We start from the raw sequence: 14,998 nt of genomic DNA on the forward strand, positions 1-14,998 counted from the left end.
ATGACCGATTAGAGCGCTACACCCAAATCCGGACAATCCCGCACAGCCCCGCGCAATTCCGCGCAGGCCTTAGATGACGGGAGATAGCTATATGGTGACGCCTTCGGCGGTAGCGCTTCTGCGCCGACCGCGTGTCTCGGATTTGACGGGTAAATCTCGTACGAAAATTTACAACGACATCGCCGCGGGCCTTTTCATTCGGGGCGTAGCGCTCGGCGGCGGCCGTGTTGCCTGGCCCCTGCACGAGGTCGAGGCGATTAACCGGGCCCGTATTGCTGGCGCGACGGACGACGATATCCGGGAACTGGTCGCCCAGCTCCACGCCGCGCGAACCGGAGAAGGTGCGATATGAACGGCACCACGCCCAGTTTGCACGAGCTTTGGCGGGACGGATGGTTGGTGGATGCCGAATCCGGCGCGCTGCTGCGGCTCAGCAAGTTCGAAGAAATCATCCCGCGCCGCGACGGATGTGGCGATGCATTTACCAAAGGTCGATCCCGGCGGGTGGTTCGCTGGCCCTGGGCCGTGGCCAAGGAGGGCGAATTATGACCGGGCAAGCTGCGGCGGTGTGTTGGCAGAAACCACGCTGGCGCCGTCGCCGGCATCGCAACCAGTACGAGGCTTACGTTCGGTACGCCGACTGGCGACTATGCCTGCTCCGGGCCGGAACGAAGGCACCGACCGGCAAAGGGTGGAACCGGGAAGAGAACGCAATCAGCGACCCGGATCAGGCGGCCACGCTGGAGGCGGCAGGTCTGCTCCACGCCTGGAGCGGCACGGCGACGCTGGACATCGACGATTATCAATCGGCCGTGGAATGGCTGGGAGATCGAGGAATCGACCTCATCGCCCTGTTGGGCGCTCCGGAAGCGGTGCAGATCGTTTCCGGCAAGCCGGGCAAAGCGAAGCTGCTGTTCCGGCTTGCGACGCCAAAGCCGAGCGTAAAGGTTACCGGGGCCGACGGCCAAGTCATCCTTGAATTGCGCTGCGGCTCGGCAGACGGTCTGACCGTGCAAGACGTGCTTCCGCCTTCGCTGCACCCGGACACCGGCAAACCCTATCAGTGGGGCGGTACCGGCAAGTGGTGGAGTCCGCCGAAAATGTCGGAGGCCCTACTCAATATTTGGGACGAGCTGGGGTCTTCAGCACCACGGCGGGCGGAGCGGACGATGCAGCACACCGCCCCGGCGCAGACGCTCGACGCTTCGGGGCTCCAAGACCTGCGTGAGGCGCTGTTTACACTCTCGGCCGATCCCTACGATATGTGGATTAAGGTCGGCCTGGGACTCTCTGGATTGGGCGATACAGGGCGCGGGCTATGGATGGCATGGTCGGCTACGTCGGACAAGTTCGATCCGGCCGCGGCGGCGAAGAAGTGGGAGAGCTTCGACGGCGCCAGCGCCGACTACCGCACGATCTTCGTCGAAGCGCAGCGCCATGGATGGACCAACCCGGCCCGCGAACGGGCGGCGCGGAGCCGGGTGCCACACCCGGCGGAAGCGGGCGAACCCCCGGAAATGGCCGCGCGTCAGCGGGGGGCTACCGGACGGGGCGAACGCGAAGGCAGGAGCGCCGAGCGCGCCAACGCCCGCGTGGAAGCCGGGCCAACGACGTGGCCTGAGCCGCTGATTCCCGACGGCACCGATGTTCCGAATATCCCCGACATACTGCTGCCCGGCTGGGTCGGCAGTATGTCTGAAGCGGTCTCGGCCTCTTGCCAAACGCCCAGCGCAGCGGCGGTTATGGTGGCGCTGGCGACGGTGGCGACCTGCTGCCAGCGGCGCTTTGAAGTATCGCCCCACGCCACCGGCTACGTGGAACCTTTGAGCTTATGGACCATCACCGCGATGCCACCAGGCAGCCGGAAATCCGCAGTGATGGGTGCGCTCACCCAACCACTGGTCCGCTGGGAAAAACTGCAACGTGACCGGCTCCGGCCGGAAATCGCGCGGCGGCAGGCGGCACGGGCCATCGCGGAAAAGCGTATCGAAGCCCTCAAGAAAAAGGCGATGCGGGCCGAATCCGCGGAAGCGCGGCAGGCGTTGACGGGAGAGATTCAGGCCGAGATTGAGGCTACGCCGGCCGAGCTGCTAGCTCCGCGGCTATTCACGAGCGACAGCACGTCGGAGCGCACCCAACAATTGGTCGTCGAGCACGGAGAGGCGATGGCGTTTCTCAGCGACGAGGGTGGCATTTTCCAGGTCATGGGCGGTGCTTATTCCGGAGGCATGGCATCTGTTGACGTATATCTGCAAGGCCACTCGGGGAGCAGCATGCGGGTGGACCGGGGCGGGCGATTGGCCCATGTCGACCGGACGGCCGTGACCATGGGCCTGATGCTGCAACCCGGCGTTCTGGCAGACGTGGGGAAGAACCGCCGGTTTAAGGATTCCGGATTGCTAGCGCGCTTCCTATACGTGATTCCTCAATCCAATGTCGGCCAACGGGACGTACGGCAGCACGTCAGCGTTTCGGAAGATATTCAACGAGATTATGAGGCCGGACTGTTTCGGCTCCTGGAGGGCCGGACGGAACCCGTTTCCGCGCCGCGAACACTGGCCTTCGCCCCCGACGCTAAGGAATGCTGGTTGTCCTTTGCCGAGGAGATCGAGCGCCAACACGGCGCGGGGAATCCCCTGGAACACATCACCGAGTGGACGAGCAAACTGCCGGGCGCGGTGGCACGCATCGCGGGTTTGCTGCACCTGGCAATGCAGGGGCCGACCGTGGACGTGATTGGGCTCGATCCCGTAGAACGGGCCACCGAGCTGGGCCGGCTGCTGATCCCCCACGCGCTGGCTGCGTTCGGGCTGATGGGTATGGCGAAGCAGGAGGAGGACGCCCATGCGCTGCTGCGCTGGCTGCGGGCCGGGCAGCGGCGGACCTTCCGGGCGCGGGAGGCACACCAGGCTTTACGGGCACGTTTTGCCCGCAAGGAGCAGCTCGACCGGGCGTTGGTGACACTCGAGGAGTGGCTGGTCTTGCTCGGCAACCGGCAGGTGCCCGCCAGTGAACGCGGCGGACGGCCGACACGGGAGTACCTCGTCAATGAGCGGGCGCTGGGTCCTGCGGATGCGGCGTGACGGTCCGGATACACAGAACTACACAAAACCCTCAAAACCTCCCGACAAGGGGGTTTTGTGAAGGCATTCCGGTTCTGTGTTTCACAAAACCTCGTGCTTTTTCGGCTTCTGTGCAACAAAAAAGGCGGGTTTCGTGTATTTGTGAATTACGCCTTAAAGGTTTTTTTAACTTAAATATCATCATCTTAATACACAAAATCAACATTACCCCGGAAATCTCTACACAAAACCTCAAAACCCCCTAAGAAGGCAAAACAGGTTTCGTGGGTTTCGTGTAATGAGTTGGGGGTGTAGGTGTGATTTTGAGGGGTTTGGCGTCCGGCGGCGGTCGCCGACCCTGGTACCCGGCTGGCCCAGCCGGGCGAGTTCGCGCCGTGAGGCGCCTTTATCACTTGGAGTGAAAAATGGTTGAGTTTGACAGCAGAGGGCTTCCCCGATTTCCGTATAAGCCGAGCGTTCCAGCGCGCAAACGCTTCGATTGGCGTTCGCAGTGTGGTGATCGAGAGTTCATGCGGTGGCTTGTTGAGGATCGGGACCGGTTCATTCTCAAGCTGGAAAAGCGGATCGACGAGCTAGAGGCGAAGCTCAAGGAGGCCGGCATCGAATAATTGCAAGGTGATAACATCACATTTCAGAGAAATGGAGAGGGGGGGGTATCCCCCTTCACAAACGAACATGAAGCATGAGGTTAATCCATGAGTAGCGGCGGCGGCGGGGCGATGACCCCGCAGATTACGGCGCAGGAAACGGAGTACGCGAACGTGCTCCAGAACATCCTGGGCGCATCGAATGCGATCGCGGCGCCCGTTGAGAAGTTCGCGGTCCGAAACATGAAGGCGCTGGACACGCCGCTGGCTTACAACTCGGCCGGCGGGCTGGGGTTGAGCCATGCGGTGCAGCAGATGGCACCGATGCAACAGCGAGCGATGGCCAACACCATGGCGGCGGGCGCGGCACCGGGAAGCGGGCGCTTCATGGCGGCTCAAACGCAACTGGGGCTGGCGGATGCGAAAGCCCGGGCGCAGGGCTCGACTCAGGGCCGTCTGGGCCATCTCGATAAGCGGCTGGGGCTGATGAATGCGGCCGTCGGCGCGGGTCGGCAACGGCTGGGGTCGGCTCTGGATACGTTCTCGGGCCTGTCCGACAAGGCGAACGCCTGGGAGCGGCAGCGGGCCAAACTGGCGCAAGCGAACGCTTCTTCCGGTGCTAATTGGGGGCAGATCGCCGGCATGGTGGGCGGTGCGGCGCTGGGTGCGATGACCGGCGGCGCGGGCCTGGCCTTGACGGCGGCGGCCCTGGGTGGCGGTCTGGGGTCCGGGCTTTCTAACGCAACGAGGTGATGACATGAGCATGGGGGGCGGCGGTGCGGATGCAGGCACCGAGCAGTTTCAACTGAACGCGGCGGATAAGGTGTTGCGCGACCAGGCGTTCCAGGATTTGAACACCTGGTCGGGCCGGTATCAGCCGATAGAACAGAAGCTGGCCAAGATGGCGCGGGGCGGTCTGATGGGCGACGGAATGAAGCAAGTCGAGCTGGGCTTGAAGGATGCCCTGGCCGCGCAGCCGGCGATGTTGCAGCGACAAGATGAACGGTTCGGGCTGACGCTGACACCGGAACAGCAGGCGTACCGGGCGCGCCATCTGGGATTGTCGAATGCGGCGACCACGGTGGCGGTGAAGAACGCTTCTCGGCTGGGCCTGGCAAACGCCATGGCCGGGATGGCGTTCGGCAGTCCGAGCGGCGTTTCGCAGTAGATCGTGGCGCGGATGAAATAGCCACGAGGCGCCCTGCAAGCGATTGCGGGGCGTTTTTTCATCACCCTGGGGCGTTCCCGGTCCAAGCGGAGCACCCCGCTGTCTTGGAGTGCATCGTGAGCCGGAACAAGTACCACGGGCGGTTTGCCCTGGAGCGGTACCGCGGCTACTGGCTGTGGGCGGTACAGCGGCGGGAGGTCCTGAAGCGGCCGTACCCGAAGGCGATGGCGTGCGGGCGTACCGATACGGAAGACGAGGCCTATGGCCGGATCGCCGCTGCGCTAGCGGGGTTGGCGTTCGGGACCATCACCGGCGGGTGGGCGCCGTCCTGGGCCAAGGTGCGGGAGCAGCTCCGGGCGGAAGGGGAAACGCGGCGCTCCGAGGGTTCGAGGGCTTGGGCGGCGTTCAAGGCGGAGCGAGGGCCGCGAGGCTTGGCGGAACTGGCGGAGGCCGGTCGGCGGTTCCGGGCCGGCTGGGAGGCGGAATTGCGGCGCCATGGCGAACAGCGACGGCAACAAGCCTTCGCCGGAGCGGAATTCGCGGCGTTCTGCCAGGCGACGGGATTGGAACCCGGCGGATCGGTCGGAGGAAGCCTGGCAGGCGTTCCAGGGCTGGCGGATCGAGGACATGATCCGGCAGGCCCGGCTGGCGCAGGCGGAAGCCGAGGCGGCCTTCCGGCGTGGCCAGGCCGGGGAGCGAGCGGGATATGGGCTAAGCTTCGCGGCATTCCAGCGGCACGAGGATTTGAGGGTATTGGGACTGCAAGGCTACGAAGACGCGGCGGCGATCAAGACAGCCTGGCGGCGGCTGGCGATGCGGCTGCACCCGGACCGGGGCGGCGATCATCAGTCCTTCACGCGAGCGAAGGCGGCTTATGAACGGTTGATGGGGTGAAACGATGCAGACTGAGGCGACCGAAGCCATTGTGCTACTTCAGCAGGCCAAGCAGCTCGACCAAGCAGCCCAGGAGGCGCGTTACGCGGCGTGCTGGTTGCTTGCGGCCTGTGATGGCTGGACGATCCAGAAAGCGGCGGAGCGGGCCGGCTGGAGCAAGGACGGACTCGCGCGGTTGGTGCGGGGCATTGCCGGCGGGATGGAGGATTGATTGACCCTTCCGCAGAGACGGCGGTATGCTCCACTCAACGCCCCGCGTGGCAGCGCTCCTCCCCGGCGTTTGAGCCGGTCTGACTGAGAACCACGCGGGGCTTTTTGCGCTTGGGGCTTCACCCGATGCCCCTGGCGGCGCGTTTGGCGGATGCGCTACTCCTTTTCGTCTCCGCCCCTTTCCTGTGGCCCTCCGGCGGTCTTGGGACCGTTCCCGGCGCTGAACGGCAATTCCGGTTTTCTGGAAGAATTAAGCAAGATCAAAAGGTTGAGGGAACAAGGCGTTCCTGCTTTCGGTGTGCCGCTCTCTCAGGCCTGGTGCAGCTCTTCCCGGATCGTTTCCCGCACCACGTCGGCAAGAGTCAAGCCCTGGGCGAACTGTCGCAAGGCTTCGTTCATCAGCGTTTGGTAGTTGCCGCCTGCCATCTCCGCCCGCGCCTTGAACACGGCCAGGGTGTCATTGTCCACCCGGATGGTGATGCGGGACTTCCCTCCGTGCTCGGCTTGCAGTCGCGCCAAGTGCGGGACTTCCCGGACGGGTTTGGCGTCGGTGAAGTCCATATCGGCGTAGCGGTCATACATCGGGTCGGAATTGTTGCTCATAGCGTTTTCGTTGAGGTTGGTTCGCTTTCCAGGCCGAGATCAGCCGCACGTTGTCTCCGCGCGGCGTCCAGACCACGATCAGAATCCGTCCCTTGGCGCCCATGCCAAGGGTGACGAAGCGGTGTTCCCCATCGGTGTCCACGTCTTCACGTGTCAGGGCGTAGGGATCGAGCAAGACCGCTTGCGCTTCCTGGAAGGTCACACCTTCATGTTTCAACGGATTGGCCGCGGCTTTCTCAGGATCGAATTCGATCTTCATCGGGCGAGTATATGCACAATTGTGCATACCGTCTATGACGCGACTATCGCGAGGGGTAGAATGAATCCGCTTCTCTCTGCCCGGTGCTGACCGGCGGCCCGCTGGCCTGGTGGGGCTGACCGGTGTCAAGGCAGGCCATAAGCCAGAGTTCGTGGAGCGTGGATGCGCAGCGCTCCGGAGAAGTTTTCTCGGCCAAGGACCGGGCAGGCCAACCCGCTATACTCCTCGTTGCTTCCCTCCGCTCAGCGCTGGCCGGCGGGTCACTGGTCTATGACGGCCTGACCGGCATCAAGACGGGTGGTATGCCGGAATCCGCGGGGCGTGTTGGCGCGCCGCTCCGGGGAAGCCTCCCGATCACCACCAGGGCGCAGGTTCAGCCGGCCTCCTCGGCTCGGGCTATAATCCGCCGTGCTTTCTCCCGCCCAGCGTCGGGCGTTGCCTGGCCGGTTTCCACAACAGGCTGACGCGCAAAGACGGACGAGCCGCCGGGGCTCGGGGAGCGTGACTGCGCAGCGCTCCGGGGAAGCCCTTGATTCGGTCCCAGCGCCCTTGCTGGCGTCTTCCCCTATTCCCTCGCTCCCTGCCCTGCTGCTACACTCTGAGCCGTTCCCTGGACGCATCCAGGGCCGGGCGTGGAAACCCGGACTTGCATAGGCGCACCAGCGCCATGACAGGCGCTTTTTTGTGCCTGTCGGTTTCCCATGGCGGGCGGTGCGGGGCACGGTTCGTCCGTGGCCGGACCTATGCCCGGTTTTCCACCCCCGTATCGTCCGTCACCATTGCACCGTGGAAAGTGCCGGTGACGGTTCCCAGCTACAGCATAGGAGCCACACCATGACACCCAAGCCTACGGGCGACCACCGCCCGGATTCCGTCCTGACCCTCCCCCAAACCACGGCCTTGGTCCGCGACTGCGGTTTCTTGGCCGGCGAATTGAACGCCTTGGCCAACTACGCCGAGAGGTTGTCCATCGCCAGCCCTGGCGACGGCCGAATCGACGACATCGCTAAATGGGCCGATGACGCCTACAGCCTGCTTCGTAGCGCCTATCGCGCCGCGTGTGCATTACAGGTTTCTGCCGAGGCGGGCAGCCAAGTGGGTGCGGCATGAACGCTCTAGACCGCGTTACCGCCACCCAAACCAACCCAGTGATTTCCCCGCTGGACCGCGCCGACACACTGGTCCAGGCGGCGATGGTTATCCGGCATGTGGCCTATGGCGTGTTGCCCGGCCGTGAACCTCTGTCTTTACAGCAAACGCAACTGCTTCTGGAAGCGGCGGCTCGGGCCTTGGAGTTCGAGGCCGGACAGGGAGGGCAGCGCCATGCTTGAGCGCATCGAGCTGTTCCTGACGGCCTTGGGGGCGGTGGATGTGGTTTGCACGGTGGCGGATGCGGTCGCGGCCTGGCTGGCGGGAGGTGGGGTATGAACGGCCGGAACGAACCCATCGACCTGAACACGGCGATGAACAACGGCATCCTGATGTCGCAGGCCATCGCGGCGGGGCTGGAACTGTTGCGGGTGAACCGCAGCGATGATCCCGGCCTGTCGGACGATCGCTACGCGGCGTTCTGCTGGTGGCTGGAGCAATCGGCCTTGGAACTGGAACCGCTGTTCCTACAAGCGATCGAGGAGCAGAACCGCCGGCAGCAACAGGAGGCGGAACGTGGCGATCCGTGACGGTAAACCGGTCACGGCGGCGAGCCTGGCACAACGGGTGGTCGATCTGGCGGAGCGCGCCAAGGCTTGCCCTGAGCGCAGCCGAACGCCGGGGCAGCCGGAAACGCCCTGGCCTGCGCCTTTCCCGGCTGAGCGCAACTGCGGACGGATACCGTTGGGGCTGGCCCTGGTGCAGGGTTCCAGCATCCAGCCGAAACCCATCCGCTGGCTGTGGCCGGGCTGGCTGGCGAAGGGCAAGCTGCACGTGATCGCGGGCCAGCCGGGGACGGGCAAGACCAGCATCGCCCTGGCCCTGGCGGCGACGGTGACGGCGGGCGGGTGCTGGCCGGACGGAACCGGAACCGATCCGGGCAATGTGCTGGTGTGGTCGGGCGAGGACGACTTTCACGATACGCTGGCGCCGCGCCTTCTGGCTTCCGGCGCCGATCTGGGGCGCTGCTTCTTCGTGGGCGACATGCAGGCCCACGACGGCCGGCGGCCGTTCGATCCGGCGCAGGATATGCCGGCCTTGGCGAGAGCGGCGCGTGAAGTAGGCGACATCCGCTTGATCGTGGTCGATCCCATCGTGGCGGCCATTGCCGGCGACAGCCACAAGAACGCCGAGACCCGGCGCGGATTGGCGCCCCTGGTGGAACTGGCGGCGCGGCTGGATTGCGCCTTGCTGGGCATCTCGCACTTCAGCAAGGGATCGGCCGGACGCGATCCGCTGGAGCGGGTGACCGGCTCCTTGGCCTTCGGCGCCCTGGCCCGGATCGTGTTCGCGGCTTTCAAGCAGTCCAAGGACGACGGCGGCGGGCGCTGTTTCTGCCGGGTAAAGTCCAACATCGGGCCAGACGATGGCGGGTTTGCCTACGACCTGAGCATCGAGGACTTGGCGGACCACCCGGGCGTGACAGCTTCGCATGTGGCCTGGGGTAATGCCGTGGAAGGCTCGGCACGGGCGCTACTGGCTCGGGCGGAGGCCTCGGGGAGTCTGGATGAGATATCGGCCTTGGAGGAGGCTTGCGCCTTTCTGGTGGAGCTGCTGGCGGATGGGCCGGTGACGGCCAAGACCGTTAAACAGGAAGCCGAAGACGCCGGTATTTCCGAAAGGACGCTGAAACGGGCGCGGAAGAAACTTGCCCTGTCCGTGACGAAAACCGGGATGGAGGGCGGCTGGGTCTGGTCGATCTGATGCCGAAGGGGGCCAAGCCGTTGGCACTCTTCGAAGGGGGCCAAATGTACCGAAGAGGGCCATACTTTTCCTTGGCACTCTTCATGGGCGTTTGGCCCCCTTCGGGAGCAGGAACCCCATGCCGGCCCCTTGCCTGTGGGTAGCGTTTCAAGTCCAGTGCGCCCCAAACATTCGAACACCCTGCCACAGACCGCCTATCCAGCCACGCCGGTCCTTGCAAAGACCGAGAACCGGCGATGGTGAGACAACGAAAACTACATATGGAGAGGAATTACTTTATGAAAGAAACCCTGGATACCGTCGAAGCTGCAGAACTCATGCGTGTGTCTCTTGGAAAAATGACAGAATTAGCCAGGACTGGAGAAGTACCCGCCGTAATGCTCGGCACGCACTACCTGTTTCTGCGCGACGAACTGCTAGAGTACCTCCGCACGCGCGCAAAAGAAGAACAACGGCTGCGCAGGGAGATGGCCGACGCTGCCCGCCGCATGGGAGATCAAGCAGCAGAAAAACGCGGTCGTGGACGCCCACGCCGTCGCCCGCCTATTGACCTAAGAGCCTATCCAGACCCGGCAGATTAACGGGCATCCGACCCGGCGCAAGCTGAAGAGATTTACCCCCAGCTGATCGCCGCCGCGAAGACCGACACAGGAGCGGAAGCGACAAATGCCAAGCGCTCCAAGAACGGGCACATAGTGCCGGCGACTCACCTGGATGGCTCGGAAACCGGCGCCAATGGCACAGCCAATACGAATACGCCTCTGAGCGTCTTAGCTGTCAACCTTCGGGCCAAACTATAGGAGGTTCACTTCGAAGCGCTCCAGCACCGGCTAGCATACCCGGCCTGCCTTAGCTCCAAGAGGCGTTGAAGGGGATCTTTTCCGAAGATAGCACGTGAAGTACCGCGGCGCGGCCGCGAGGACGGACACCAGCCACCTTACCGGCGGGGATGACACAGCTCGCCCCGCCACCGCGGGCGGGATGATAGCAAAGCCCATGCTCGAACGTCCTGCCCGATCCTGCCGCGATGCGCGTCTATCATTTTGTATACCTGTGAGAGACGTGATAGACCTGCCTGCAACCCGCATTCTACCGTCTACCTTAAGTTTATTTTTCGCTTTTGATAGACGGATGATCTTTTCTTTGAAGACTTATGATAGACTTCCTATCGTGTTCAATTCGTCTCCGTGGGGAGTGCTTGCCATGAAACACCAGACCATCGGTTACATTCGGGTTAGCTCGGTCGGCCAAAACACTGACCGGCAGTTGGTAGGAATAGCGTTGGATCGAGTCTTCGAGGAAAAGGCCAGCGGGAAGACAATCACCGCTCGTCCTGTCCTGGCAGAATGCCTATCCTACGTCCGGGCTGGGGATACGCTGGTTTGTCATTCCATGGATCGGCTGGCGCGCAACACGGAGGAGCTGCTGGGCTTGGTCCGGGCATTAACCGGCAAAGGCGTGACGGTCCAGTTCGTTAAAGAAAACCTGACCTTTTCAGGGTCCGACGCCGATCCGTTCAAGAACCTGATGCTCAGCATGCTGGCAGCGTTCGGGCAATTCGAGCGTGAGCTGATCAACGAAAGGCGGCGGGAAGGTGTAGCAGCTGCCCGTGCGAGGGGAAAGAAGTTCGGGGCACCGCCCAAGCTGACACCGGAACTGTGCCAGCAGATCGATACGCTCTTGGCATCTGGCGCGAACAAGCGGACCACTGCTAAGACGGTCGGAATTGGGGAGGCTACTCTGTATCGCTATCTGAGCGAAAAGAGCTTGAACACACAGATGTAAAAATAGGGGGCATATTTGGGGGCATGAAGCCCGGTCACCAAGATCATGTGATAGGTAGAATGCGGCTTACGAGGCACGTTCGATTGCCTCTCTCCCATCCGACTGTTCCAGGCAGTCCCAGAATGTCCCCAAGCCCGCTGATCTGCGGGCTTTTTCGTTGAGCTTTCCAACTCGGCATTTTCCATTCCCAGGCAGGTGCCGGCCGTTCCCCGCTCCAATGCCGGCGAGGAGACCGGCCAGATACCCTGCTCGGCCCCGGCCGCTACCGCTTCACGCCGCTGGAAATGCCGCCCGTACCGAAGTTGTTGCTCCACTGCCCCACGAAGACCTGCTTGTTTCTGGCAAGCTGAAGATCAAAAGTCGAGCTGCCGCCGCTGAAATCCATTTGCAGGGACGCTTCACAATTCTTGTCCGCACTGGCGGTTCCGGTTACATCGAATGCCATGTGATGGCCCATCACACAATGGCCGGTGAATGCTCCCCCCACGACGTTGATTTGGCGCCGTCCGGTGTGCTGCTCCGCGAGATTGGACTGGTACATGATCCATGTGCCGTTGAGGTCTGGGGTTTTGCATCCGGCCTGCAGTTGTGCACTGAACAGGACGGCAGGGAGGGCAGCAAGCAGCAGTTTTTTCATCTTCGTAATGCCTCATTTTCCTTCTTTTGGGACCGATCGCCCCATCCACAAGCACAAGGCGACATTTCTTGCGCGCGATGTCGCGGCCTGTCGCCTTTGCAAACCTCGTGCCCCACACATCGCGGAGCCATCCGATTGATTTCTGAGTGGGGGAAAGGAAGGATTTGTGCCTTGCATGCTTGTATAGAGTCATATACCGCAGTTCATGAGCGATATCACATACCCGCATAGGACCGCAGGCGACCATACTCAAGCTGGAACATTACTCGCCGAGTGATAAGCTTATTTTCGATGGCCACGACGCTCGAGGACAAATTCATGACGAAGGTCCCGCTCACTCAAGCGTTATTCCCTCATCCGGGCAGTCCAAGGCATCGCGCCGAGGTCGCCGGCACCCCCGCCGCCTCAGACTGAATTGCGGCCAGGAGGACGGAACAGCCATGGCACCAATCACGGTACTGAAGGCTTCACTGGATTACCTGCCCCATGGCTATTGCTATGCGTGGGTTCCCGAGCTGCTCTGGCTGCACGTGGTCTCCGATCTGGTCATCGCCGCCGCCTACTATGCGATCTCCATTGCCCTCCTCTATTTCGCGAAACGACGGCGAGACGTGGTTTTCCGCAGCGTATTCCTCCTGTTCGGCCTGTTCATACTGGCATGCGCCAGTACGCACTTCATGGGGGCCTGGACGGTCTGGTATCCCGCCTACTGGACCGACGGCGCCATCAAGGCGATTACGGCAGTGGTGTCCCTCGGTACCGCGATTCTGATCTGGCCACTGATACCGCAAGCCCTGCAGATTCCTTCTCCCAGACAATTGCTTGAACTTAACGAGAATTTGGCGAGTGAGGTCATCGAGCGCAAACAGGCGGAAGAACGCTTGCGCAAGCTCATCGACGCGGAACCCGAATGTGTCAAAACGGTAGGCGCTGACGGCACCCTCCTCGACATGAACCGGGCGGGCCTGCGAATGATCGAGGCGGAATCGATCGAAGATGTCCGAGGAAAGTCAGTCTCCTCGCTCGTCGTTCCTCCGGATCGGGAGCGGTTCGAAGCTTTCAATCGGCGGGTATTGGCAGGCGAAAGCGGCACGCTGGAATATCAGATCATCGGCCTCAAGGGCGGAAAGCGCTGGATGGAGACCCACGCAGTGCCTTTCGCAAGCAGGCCCGGCGCCCCCGACACGGTGCTAGCGGTCACCCGTGATATTACCGAACGTAAACTGGCGGAAGAAGCCGTCCGGCTGGCGGCAACGGCTTTCGAGACCAGCGAAGCCATCATGATCACCGATGCCGCGGGTATCGTGCAGCGCGTCAACTCGGGCTACACCGCGATCACCGACTATACCTCCGATGAAATCGTCGGCACGCCTTCGGAATTTCTACGCCCTGGCGCGAACGAAGGCAGGATTTCGTCGCCGACAATTTTGGAAACCTTGACCGCGACCGACTGCTGGAAAGGAGAGGTCACTGCCCGACGCAAGAACGGGGATGTCTTTCCGGTATGGCTTTCTATCAAAGTGGTACGGAACGACGAGAAAATCCTGACACATTATGTCGTGACGTTCGTCGACATCAGCGAGCGCAAGCGCGCACAGCAGGAAATCGAACAGTTGGCCTATTTCGATTCGCTGACGGGACTGCCGAACCGGCGCCTATTTCTCGAGCGGTTGAATCAGGCCGTCGGCGACAGCCGCGTCAACGGATCCCGCTGCTCACTGCTATTCGTCGATCTCGACCGGTTCAAGCATCTCAACGATGCGCGCGGCCACACGGTGGGAGACCAACTGCTGCGCAAGGTAGCCGAACGACTGACTGAGGGCATTGGTCGCGACGATATGGTCGCCCGCCTGGGCGGCGACGAGTTCGTGATCCTGCTCGACAACCTGGATGACGAAATCGAACCTGCATACCGGCGTACCATGGAAGTTGCAGAAAATCTCCGGCTGATGCTGCAACGGCCCTTTCTCCTTTCCAGCGGCCAGCATTACGTCACCGCGAGCATCGGCACCGCTGTGTATCCGTTCGATACCGGCTCGGCCGACGATCTGCTGAAAGCGGCGGACATGGCCATGTACCAAGCCAAGGCGGCAGGCCGAAATACGGTGAGGGCCTATGCGTCGACCATGCAGGCGGTGGCCGAAACGCGCCTGACCCTGGAGAGGGACATGCATGCGGCATTGGAACGCGGTGAGTTCCGGCTCTACTTGCAACCGCAGGTCGATGGGGCTGGCAGAACCGTCGGAGCGGAGGCGCTGCTGCGCTGGCAGCACCCGACCGAAGGACTCCTGCTGCCCGACAAGTTCATCGCACTGGCCGAAGAAACTGGGCTGATTCTGCCGATTGGGGAATGGGTATTCGAACAAACCTGCCGCGAAAGCGTCCGTCTGTCACAGGCCGGACATACGCTGAGCCTGTCCGCGAATATCAGCCCCCGCCGTTTCCAGCAATCCGACTTCCTCGAACGGGTCCAGCGAATCCTCACCCGAACTGGCGCCAATCCTCACGATCTGATCTTCGAAATCACGGAGGGGTTACTGGTTTCGGACATCGACGATGCCATCGCGAAAATGAGCGCCCTGGAGCGGGTCGGAATCCGGTTTTCGGTCGACGACTTCGGCACCGGTTACTCGTCGCTGGCCTACCTGAAGCGCCTGCCACTCAGCGAGTTGAAGATCGCACAAACCTTCGTGGAAGACTTGCCAGACGACCCCAACGACGTTGCGCTGGTCGAAACCATCCTGTCGATGGCCTACCATCTGAACCTGGAAACCATCGCCGAAGGCGTCGAAACCCGCCCCCAGCTTGAATTTTTGAAAAACAGAGGCTGCACGCGATTTCAAGGGTATTATTTCAGCCGGCCGCTCCCGGCTGCGGAATTTTTCGAGAGGCTGGCTGACGCCAGCCCCTCGCCTTGAC

At 62.4% G+C, this 14,998-nt stretch carries 17 protein-coding genes; 14 read left to right on the top strand and 3 right to left on the bottom strand.

The genetic code is table 11. From position 1 onward, the window contains the following. Window positions 1-73: 73 nt before the first annotated feature. The 7 genes from OOT43_RS02185 (at window position 74) to OOT43_RS02215 (ending at window position 5,943) form a co-directional block, all read left to right on the top strand. Complete coding sequence (locus OOT43_RS02185) at window positions 74-352, top strand: helix-turn-helix transcriptional regulator (protein ID WP_266023041.1); 279 nt, start codon at window positions 74-76, stop codon at window positions 350-352. Further along, window positions 349-549, top strand: a complete 201-nt coding sequence (locus tag OOT43_RS02190; protein ID WP_266023042.1) for a hypothetical protein — start codon at window positions 349-351, stop codon at window positions 547-549. Before OOT43_RS02185 ends, OOT43_RS02190 begins: the two co-directional genes overlap by 4 nt. Next, entirely contained in the window at window positions 546-3,083 is a 2,538-nt protein-coding gene (locus tag OOT43_RS02195; RefSeq protein WP_266023043.1) for a DUF3987 domain-containing protein, read from the top strand. The genes OOT43_RS02190 and OOT43_RS02195 overlap by 4 nt, the downstream gene beginning before the upstream one ends. Window positions 3,084-3,778: 695 nt before the next feature. Beyond that, window positions 3,779-4,423, top strand: coding sequence for a hypothetical protein (locus OOT43_RS02200; RefSeq protein WP_266023044.1), 645 nt, complete (start codon window positions 3,779-3,781; stop codon window positions 4,421-4,423). Between the two features lie 4 nt (window positions 4,424-4,427). Further along, window positions 4,428-4,838, top strand: a complete 411-nt coding sequence (locus tag OOT43_RS02205) for a hypothetical protein (RefSeq protein WP_266023045.1) — start codon at window positions 4,428-4,430, stop codon at window positions 4,836-4,838. A 495-nt stretch (window positions 4,839-5,333) separates the two neighbouring features. Next, window positions 5,334-5,732 carry a J domain-containing protein gene (locus OOT43_RS02210; RefSeq protein WP_266023046.1) on the top strand — a complete coding sequence of 133 codons (399 nt, stop codon included), beginning with the start codon at window positions 5,334-5,336 and terminating at the stop codon, window positions 5,730-5,732. A gap of 4 nt (window positions 5,733-5,736) precedes the next feature. Continuing rightward, window positions 5,737-5,943, top strand: coding sequence for a hypothetical protein (locus OOT43_RS02215; protein ID WP_266023047.1), 207 nt, complete (start codon window positions 5,737-5,739; stop codon window positions 5,941-5,943). Between the two features lie 308 nt (window positions 5,944-6,251). Here the strand turns inward: OOT43_RS02215 and OOT43_RS02220 are convergent, their stop codons facing one another. Together OOT43_RS02220 and OOT43_RS02225 are read right to left on the bottom strand one after the other, a co-directional pair. Then, complete coding sequence (locus OOT43_RS02220; protein ID WP_266023048.1) at window positions 6,252-6,545, bottom strand: BrnA antitoxin family protein; 294 nt, start codon at window positions 6,543-6,545, stop codon at window positions 6,252-6,254. Continuing rightward, a complete protein-coding gene (locus OOT43_RS02225; RefSeq protein WP_266023049.1) occupies window positions 6,517-6,804 on the bottom strand; it encodes a BrnT family toxin in 288 nt (95 codons plus the stop codon). The genes OOT43_RS02220 and OOT43_RS02225 overlap by 29 nt, the downstream gene beginning before the upstream one ends. Before the next feature lie 834 nt (window positions 6,805-7,638). On the opposite strand from OOT43_RS02225, the gene OOT43_RS02230 reads away from it, so the two are divergent. From OOT43_RS02230 to OOT43_RS02255, 6 genes are all read left to right on the top strand, one after another. Further along, window positions 7,639-7,914: a hypothetical protein gene (locus OOT43_RS02230; RefSeq protein WP_266023050.1), complete on the top strand. Its 276-nt coding sequence runs from the start codon at window positions 7,639-7,641 to the stop codon at window positions 7,912-7,914. Continuing rightward, entirely contained in the window at window positions 7,911-8,135 is a 225-nt protein-coding gene (locus OOT43_RS02235) for a hypothetical protein (RefSeq protein ID WP_266023051.1), read from the top strand. The genes OOT43_RS02230 and OOT43_RS02235 overlap by 4 nt, the downstream gene beginning before the upstream one ends. A gap of 93 nt (window positions 8,136-8,228) precedes the next feature. After that, entirely contained in the window at window positions 8,229-8,483 is a 255-nt protein-coding gene (locus OOT43_RS02240; protein WP_266023052.1) for a hypothetical protein, read from the top strand. After that, entirely contained in the window at window positions 8,470-9,657 is a 1,188-nt protein-coding gene (locus OOT43_RS02245) for an AAA family ATPase (RefSeq protein WP_266023053.1), read from the top strand. Before OOT43_RS02240 ends, OOT43_RS02245 begins: the two co-directional genes overlap by 14 nt. 278 nt (window positions 9,658-9,935) lie before the next feature. Beyond that, complete coding sequence (locus tag OOT43_RS02250; RefSeq protein ID WP_266023054.1) at window positions 9,936-10,238, top strand: helix-turn-helix domain-containing protein; 303 nt, start codon at window positions 9,936-9,938, stop codon at window positions 10,236-10,238. Window positions 10,239-10,860: 622 nt separating this feature from the next. Beyond that, window positions 10,861-11,442, top strand: coding sequence for a recombinase family protein (locus OOT43_RS02255; RefSeq protein WP_266023055.1), 582 nt, complete (start codon window positions 10,861-10,863; stop codon window positions 11,440-11,442). Between the two features lie 262 nt (window positions 11,443-11,704). Here OOT43_RS02255 and OOT43_RS02260 read toward each other — a convergent pair whose 3' ends face one another. After that, window positions 11,705-12,079, bottom strand: a complete 375-nt coding sequence (locus OOT43_RS02260) for a hypothetical protein (RefSeq protein WP_266023056.1) — start codon at window positions 12,077-12,079, stop codon at window positions 11,705-11,707. 440 nt (window positions 12,080-12,519) lie between these two features. Here OOT43_RS02260 and OOT43_RS02265 point away from each other — a divergent pair, with 440 nt between their 5' ends. Beyond that, window positions 12,520-14,997, top strand: coding sequence for a putative bifunctional diguanylate cyclase/phosphodiesterase (locus OOT43_RS02265; protein ID WP_266023057.1), 2,478 nt, complete (start codon window positions 12,520-12,522; stop codon window positions 14,995-14,997). The last annotated feature ends 1 nt before the right edge of the window (window position 14,998 follow it).

Source organism: Methylococcus mesophilus (genome assembly GCF_026247885.1).
Taxonomy (GTDB): Bacteria; Pseudomonadota; Gammaproteobacteria; order Methylococcales; family Methylococcaceae; genus Methylococcus; species Methylococcus mesophilus.

What these genes read in the sequence shown, in the direction of transcription:
- OOT43_RS02185 (WP_266023041.1), top strand. Translation starts at nt 74, where the DNA reads ATGACGGGAGATAGCTATATGGTGACGCCTTCGGCGGTAGCGCTTCTG.
- OOT43_RS02190 (WP_266023042.1), top strand. Translation starts at nt 349, where the DNA reads ATGAACGGCACCACGCCCAGTTTGCACGAGCTTTGGCGGGACGGATGG.
- OOT43_RS02195 (WP_266023043.1), top strand. Translation starts at nt 546, where the DNA reads ATGACCGGGCAAGCTGCGGCGGTGTGTTGGCAGAAACCACGCTGGCGC.
- OOT43_RS02200 (WP_266023044.1), top strand. Translation starts at nt 3,779, where the DNA reads ATGAGTAGCGGCGGCGGCGGGGCGATGACCCCGCAGATTACGGCGCAG.
- OOT43_RS02205 (WP_266023045.1), top strand. Translation starts at nt 4,428, where the DNA reads ATGAGCATGGGGGGCGGCGGTGCGGATGCAGGCACCGAGCAGTTTCAA.
- OOT43_RS02210 (WP_266023046.1), top strand. Translation starts at nt 5,334, where the DNA reads ATGGCGAACAGCGACGGCAACAAGCCTTCGCCGGAGCGGAATTCGCGG.
- OOT43_RS02215 (WP_266023047.1), top strand. Translation starts at nt 5,737, where the DNA reads ATGCAGACTGAGGCGACCGAAGCCATTGTGCTACTTCAGCAGGCCAAG.
- OOT43_RS02220 (WP_266023048.1), bottom strand. Translation starts at nt 6,545, where the DNA reads ATGAGCAACAATTCCGACCCGATGTATGACCGCTACGCCGATATGGAC.
- OOT43_RS02225 (WP_266023049.1), bottom strand. Translation starts at nt 6,804, where the DNA reads ATGAAGATCGAATTCGATCCTGAGAAAGCCGCGGCCAATCCGTTGAAA.
- OOT43_RS02230 (WP_266023050.1), top strand. Translation starts at nt 7,639, where the DNA reads ATGACACCCAAGCCTACGGGCGACCACCGCCCGGATTCCGTCCTGACC.
- OOT43_RS02235 (WP_266023051.1), top strand. Translation starts at nt 7,911, where the DNA reads ATGAACGCTCTAGACCGCGTTACCGCCACCCAAACCAACCCAGTGATT.
- OOT43_RS02240 (WP_266023052.1), top strand. Translation starts at nt 8,229, where the DNA reads ATGAACGGCCGGAACGAACCCATCGACCTGAACACGGCGATGAACAAC.
- OOT43_RS02250 (WP_266023054.1), top strand. Translation starts at nt 9,936, where the DNA reads ATGAAAGAAACCCTGGATACCGTCGAAGCTGCAGAACTCATGCGTGTG.
- OOT43_RS02255 (WP_266023055.1), top strand. Translation starts at nt 10,861, where the DNA reads ATGAAACACCAGACCATCGGTTACATTCGGGTTAGCTCGGTCGGCCAA.
- OOT43_RS02260 (WP_266023056.1), bottom strand. Translation starts at nt 12,079, where the DNA reads ATGAAAAAACTGCTGCTTGCTGCCCTCCCTGCCGTCCTGTTCAGTGCA.
- OOT43_RS02265 (WP_266023057.1), top strand. Translation starts at nt 12,520, where the DNA reads ATGGCACCAATCACGGTACTGAAGGCTTCACTGGATTACCTGCCCCAT.